This is a genomic window from Microcoleus sp. w1-18aA5 (assembly GCF_036701705.1).
Taxonomy (GTDB): Bacteria; Cyanobacteriota; Cyanobacteriia; order Cyanobacteriales; family Microcoleaceae; genus Microcoleus.
In genome coordinates, this window is sequence record NZ_JAUPTE010000143.1 from 1 (window position 1) to 5,970 (window position 5,970).

The window sequence follows — 5,970 nt, forward strand, 5'->3', positions numbered from 1 at the left end:
TAGATTTTAGATTTTAGATTTTAGATTTTAGATTTTAGATTTTAGATTTTAGATTTTAGATTTTAGATTTTAGATTTGAAGCATTGACACCACGGATAAATTCGGGGGCAAGTTTCATCGGGTACAGATTTTTTATTTCTGGACGGATCAATTCGGGGGCTTGTATCCTGGATGCTTGCGGTCAAAACGATTTAATATTAAGTGGAACCTCTGGCTGGAAATCAATTGGCTTATGGGGTGCTACCGACACTGTGAGGACTGCCATCCTCACTGCAAAAGTGATTCAAGTTATTCAGCGCGAATTGAGATGATTGTAGATTGAGCCATATCAAATCGTTGATTGCCATCGCGCCTGGCTCCCTAATTAAAATTGTATTCGGGTTCAGTCGCCCTCGGTAGGTTCGATACCCTCCATTAAATTACTCTCCTTAATTAGCAAACAGTCGATCGCTCCCACCGCCGTTGCTGAGTGTATCACTATATCGATCGGCATAACACGAACCAAGTCTGTTGCTGGGAGTCATAGAGGTATGCGATTTTGGCAATTGACTTTTGTATGGTTCTAGGTAATCTGAACTGAGGATAACAAAGCCTAATTGCACTTGGATCGAGCTGCCGCCAGAAGTCGAGCCAACTTTGTCAATCTCTCTAAGGATAGAGGCAGATGTTTGAAGTGCGGAGGTCATTTTCTCAATGCACTCAGATTCCCCAGCCAAAATTCTGGAAACAAAATATCCACATTCATTGATGCTGGAGCCCTTGACTACAAAGCTTTGGGATGGGGAATCTCCGTATTCCGAGGCGGGAGTCGTTTCCCTGAAAGAAGTTAACATATTCCGTCCTCCAAAAGTGTGTTTAGCGGTAGATACAGCCTTGGAGTCAGAGCTTCTGAAACTGCCAGCGACCTTGTTTATTTCGCCCATTCTTATTTAACCTATCTATTAGTGTCCCCTATTTCTGCAGCACTGCCATCCGCGATCGCACGGAATTTATATTCTGCGTGTTTTCCCTGACTTCCGCCAAACGCCAAATTACCGCTCGATCCGGTATCCTATCCGTGATCCCACTTTCACAAAAGAATCCCACCGTAAGCCGATGCTTCAAACCTCGATAGTCTTGAGTCATTTGCCCATCTAAAATCTAAAATCTAAAAAGGTATGACACTTAGTAGATTAGCCTGGCAACTGCACCGCTCAAGATTCTGTGGAAGATGGCGGTTTTTTCCCTGCATTGCGAATATTAATAATCTTGTTGAGCGCCTCAAACCAAAAAGCAGCCCCCATAGAAATAGCTACGCCGCTCAATATCCAACCAAACAATTTGGAAATCAAAGCCAGCCACAATACATTCCCCTGCTTATCTCGTTCTAAGCTGTTCTGTTCGCTCCATCCAAAAGGCAGGGCTACCTCATCCAAAGCTATATCTACATCCTTTTGAACTTTTCTCAGACTTGTTAAATTATCTAATTTAGTCTTAGCATTTTTTTCCACCAACTGCTCAGCGTACACATTAACAGTCGATCGCAACATCGAATCCTTCGACAACCGATTAATAATATGAATGCTATCAGCATTAGCAGCGACAGCGATCGCAGTTCCGAGCAAAATCGCAACCCCTCTAGCATTCCGCTTGTAAACACCAGAAGCACGCTCCATCGATTGGTCAAACCAAATTTCAATTTCTTTCTGAAACCGCTCCAACTGCTCTTGAGTATCTCCGCTGCCTTTTTCAGCGCGCTGCGCTAAAATATAAAGGCTGCGTTTCAAAGATTCTGGCATACGGTCTAAGGTTTCTTGAATTTGTTGATAAATCGGACTTTCCTCTTTGAGTTCCATAATTTCTGCTGCCGACTCTTGACTTTTTTTAACAGTATTTAACAGATTGCTAAAACTCGGTTGCAGTTGCCCCAGCAGCGCCACCCGCTCAATTTTGCTATCAAAACGAGCCTTGACAAATGCCATCTGCCTCTGAAATTCTCTCCCTCCCTGCTCGGTTTCTGGTAGATAAACCTGAGAATCCTTAATATAAAATTCTAGCTTTTCCGACATTCGATCTAAGCTGTTGTTCAAACTTGCTAAATTGTTTTGATAATCTTCAACAACTCGATTGAACTCCGCAGTCAGCCACCTAAATTCTTGCTCAATAATCGGTTTAGTAGCATCCGGTAAACTCAGATTCGCTCCAATCTGTTGAATTTGTGCCAACTGTAAATCTTTAAATCTTTCCAATCGGGTTTTAGAGATGGAGCTGAGCAAACTAGAAACCTTTAAAGTCTCCAAAAGACTAGCAGAAAAGCACTCGGCTGGAATATAAGAAGGCCCAGTGGATTTATTGCCGAAAACATTTTTAGTACCCGTAATTCCGTGGTACAAATCCCCCAGGCGGTGCGTAACAGAGCGAAATCCCTCTGATAACAGCCCTTTCGCTCCCTGATTCAAATCTTTGATAATCGGATTGGCGTAAATCGAATGGGCTAACTGTCCGACTCGCTTAAATTGCAGGGGATCTTTCGCACCTTCGCTGCCTCCTGAAATCAGCACTTCGATCGACTTCTTTAAATGTTCCGCCCGCCACTGCCAAACAGTAGCAATCAGTTCCTGAATTTCCGAAGCTAGCAAGCTTAAAGTCAGGTAGATAAATACTAAGCCAATGATAATATCTATAATTACAGGCAAGTTCATGGTATTTTCCTAGTTGCAAATAACTGCTGTCTAAGTTTACCCTCAGTTTGGGACGCTCAAAACTCTCTTAACTTATGTCAGAAATCTTTCCATTCCTGGGACGCAAACCGAAAAATCGCTGGAATGACAGCTTTACAGACAAAGTGTGGATGCTGGCTTTTCTGTTGGCTGCAGTGCTGATTTTCGGGCTGAATCTGGGCGGCGTGGCTTTGCGGGATTGGGATGAAGGCATTGCAGCGCAGGTAAGTCGCGAAATTTGGCGCGGCAACTTAAATTGGCTGTATCCGACGATCGACTCTATGCCTTATTTCAACAAACCGCCGCTGGTACACTGGCTAATCGGGCTGTGTTTTGCAGCAGGCGGTGTCAGCGAATTCACGGCGAGGTTGGTACCGGCGATGCTGACAGCCACTTCAGTGCCGTTGCTTTACGCCATTGGCAGGGAGTTGTTTCTGCAGCGTTCGATCGCCATTTTTTCTGCCCTCGTTTATCTGACGCTGTTACCGGTGGTGCGGCATGGACGTTTGGCGATGTTGGATGGAGCAGTTTTGTGTTTTTTGTTGGGGGCGATGTGGTGTTTGCTACGATCGCGCCGCGACTTGCGCTACGCTTTGGGTGCGGGGATTGGGTTCGGGCTCATTTGCCTGACTAAGGGCGTGATGTTGGGGCTGCTGCTGGCTGGGATGGGCTGTATTTTTTTGGTTTGGGATACCCCGCGACTCCTCACTTCTGCGTATCTTTGGGGCGGATTGGCGATCGGAACATTGCCAGTAGCTGCTTGGTATTTTGCCCAATGGCTGCACTACGGCCAATATTTCATCCACGCTAATTTAGTTAACGAATCTTTCCGACGCATTTCGGAACCTGTGAGCAGTCACAAAGGCCCGCCCTGGTATTATATTTTAGAAATTTTAAAATTAGCTTGGCCGTGGCAGTTATTTTGGCTACAAGGGCTGCGTTTGAGTTGGGAAAATCGCAATTTTCCCGGGCCAAAATTAGTATTGGTTTGGACTGGAGTATATCTGCTGGCTATTTCTGTGATGACTACTAAATTGCCGTGGTATGTTTTGCCAATTTATCCAGCTTTTGCTCTTGCTGTTGGCAGTTATCTCGCTGAAGTTTGGGAGCAACTTTGGCTACCACCAGAACCGCTCAAAGAGAAAGCAGAAGAACGTTTTGATGCTATTTCTTTGTTGCCTCATCCCGCGATTTTGGCAGTGCTGGGTGTAGTTGGTGTTGTCGGCTGCATTTACTTCAGTGGCTTAGTGCAAATTGGGAAATACATTGTGCCGATCGAGCGAGATTTGCAGTTAATGCTGATGGTTTTAGGTTTGACAATGACAATGGCGGCCGTGTTGCTGCACCGCCAAGACAGGCAGTTTATATTAGTTTTAATTTGGGGAACTTACCTGACGCTGTTAGTATTGGTGGCTTCAGATAACTGGGTTTGGGAACTGGCGGAGGATTATCCCGTTAAGCCGATCGCCGAAATTGTCCGCACAGGAACTCCGGCCGGTCAACAAGTGTTTACTTCTCACCGCTTGGGCCGTCCCTCGCTGAATTTTTACAGTCAACGCCAAGTTATTGTCGCCGACGCGCCAACGCTCAAAAAGAAATGGCAAACTCTTCCTCAACCTTATTTTCTGTTAGAAAAACCCGTTTTAAAACATTTACGTTTGCAGAATGCTGAGGTTGTCAAAACAGCGGACGATTGGGTTGTGGTAACTAAAAAGTAAGCGTGTTTCCCCAAATTACCGTAGGGGCGGGTTCACCAACCATAATCGCCTCAGACCAAAAATCTCGAAAACCCGCCCCCACCCAACGACAAATCCGAATCTACATTTTTGGGATGCAATCGCATATCAGATAAATCTAGGCGATCGGCTGGGTGCGGACGAGTTTACCAACAATTCATACGAGAAACCAACAATCTCAAAAACCCCCTACACAAACTCAACCTTAAAAAGCTTACCCAAAAATGTTACACTAAACAAAAGCCTCAGTTAAATGCTCTCTAATAGAACTATGCAACTTACTGAACAACGATACTACTCGATCGAGGAATATCTAGCACTAGAAGAAGCTGCTGACTACAAAAGCGAATACATTGACGGTGAAATATTTCCTATGGCCGGTGGCTCTACCAATCACAATCAAATAGCGCTCAATTTCAGTACCGAACTAAATTTTGCGTTCAAAAAACTAGACTATCGAGTTTTCATGAGCGATGTCCGCTTGTGGATACCCAAGAAGCGCATCTATACTTATCCCGATGTGATGGTAGTATGTGGGGAGCCGGAGTATTATAATAACCGCACCGATACGATTACCAATTCCAGGGTAATTATTGAGTTTTTGTCAGCGTCAACTAAAGGATACGATCGCAGCAAAAAATTTGAGGGATACCGCACAATTCCCACTCTTGAAGAATACTTATTGATCGACCAAAATCGGAGATATATCGAACATTTTTCTAAGACGGATGATAAGCGATGGTCGTTTGCTGAGTACAATGAATTGGATGAGACGATCGCGCTTGCTTCAGTATCCTTTGAAATTGCTGTGGCAGATATCTATAATAAAGTGAATTTTGAACAAGTAGATCCAGAAATTGCACCTGAAATTGCAGAAGTTTAATGAGGCTTAAAGCCCGCCAGGGTGCATCTCATTTTTGCAAATACAGCATATTCCATGTATGTGCGGTACACACAATCTTGTAGTAAGTAAGGTGCGTCGCCACCAACAATCTGCAAGTTCTATTTAAAAGGTCGCAGCGACGCACCCTACATATTAAAATCACACAATATAAATTTAGCGGCTACTGTACTTCATCAACCTGGAATATGCTGTATATTCTACAAAATTGAGATGCACCCCCCCGAAAAGCCTGGTTTATTCGGTTTTGATACGTTTAATCTGTCACGCATTTACATTGCATATTGAGGGCGGGCTTTCTGGCCCTACCCCTACTCCCCACAAGACTTACAGCATATTCCATGTATATGCGGTACACACAACAAGGGTCGTAAGCATCGGTGCGTCGCCACCAGTCAATCTGCAAGTTTCATTAAACATGAGCAGATCAGCACCCTACATAACAATGTACCAACAATAGAGCTTTATAGTGTACTTCACGAACCACCGAATATGCTGTAGATTATTTTTTGACATTCAATTTAAATCAATACTCCGGACAGTTTTGGGAACGATACTAAGGAATGAAAAATAAATAACTTAATGAATTACTCAGGTTGGGGTACGGCTCGATAATTCCATTTGGGCAAATATT

At 44.0% G+C, this 5,970-nt stretch carries 5 protein-coding genes; 2 read left to right on the top strand and 3 right to left on the bottom strand.

What is annotated here, in order from left to right:
• Positions 1-428: 428 nt before the first annotated feature.
• The 3 genes from Q5691_RS27175 to Q5691_RS27185 all read right to left on the bottom strand — a co-directional run bounded on the left by Q5691_RS27175 (position 429) and on the right by Q5691_RS27185 (position 2,681).
• Positions 429-833 carry a hypothetical protein gene (locus Q5691_RS27175; protein ID WP_333312331.1) on the bottom strand — a complete coding sequence of 135 codons (405 nt, stop codon included), beginning with the start codon at positions 831-833 and terminating at the stop codon, positions 429-431.
• A 118-nt stretch (positions 834-951) separates the two neighbouring features.
• Positions 952-1,125, bottom strand: a complete 174-nt coding sequence (locus Q5691_RS27180) for a hypothetical protein (RefSeq protein ID WP_333348329.1) — start codon at positions 1,123-1,125, stop codon at positions 952-954.
• A 68-nt stretch (positions 1,126-1,193) separates the two neighbouring features.
• Positions 1,194-2,681, bottom strand: a complete 1,488-nt coding sequence (locus Q5691_RS27185) for a hypothetical protein (protein WP_333312329.1) — start codon at positions 2,679-2,681, stop codon at positions 1,194-1,196.
• A gap of 74 nt (positions 2,682-2,755) precedes the next feature.
• Between Q5691_RS27185 and Q5691_RS27190 the strand changes: the two genes are divergently transcribed.
• Both Q5691_RS27190 and Q5691_RS27195 read left to right on the top strand, forming a co-directional pair.
• Positions 2,756-4,417, top strand: coding sequence for a glycosyltransferase family 39 protein (locus Q5691_RS27190; RefSeq protein ID WP_333312328.1), 1,662 nt, complete (start codon positions 2,756-2,758; stop codon positions 4,415-4,417).
• A gap of 289 nt (positions 4,418-4,706) precedes the next feature.
• Positions 4,707-5,318, top strand: coding sequence for a Uma2 family endonuclease (locus Q5691_RS27195; protein WP_333312327.1), 612 nt, complete (start codon positions 4,707-4,709; stop codon positions 5,316-5,318).
• Positions 5,319-5,970: the final 652 nt, after the last annotated feature.

What these genes read in the sequence shown, in the direction of transcription:
- Q5691_RS27175 (WP_333312331.1), bottom strand. Translation starts at nt 833, where the DNA reads ATGTTAACTTCTTTCAGGGAAACGACTCCCGCCTCGGAATACGGAGAT.
- Q5691_RS27180 (WP_333348329.1), bottom strand. Translation starts at nt 1,125, where the DNA reads ATGACTCAAGACTATCGAGGTTTGAAGCATCGGCTTACGGTGGGATTC.
- Q5691_RS27185 (WP_333312329.1), bottom strand. Translation starts at nt 2,681, where the DNA reads ATGAACTTGCCTGTAATTATAGATATTATCATTGGCTTAGTATTTATC.
- Q5691_RS27190 (WP_333312328.1), top strand. Translation starts at nt 2,756, where the DNA reads ATGTCAGAAATCTTTCCATTCCTGGGACGCAAACCGAAAAATCGCTGG.
- Q5691_RS27195 (WP_333312327.1), top strand. Translation starts at nt 4,707, where the DNA reads ATGCAACTTACTGAACAACGATACTACTCGATCGAGGAATATCTAGCA.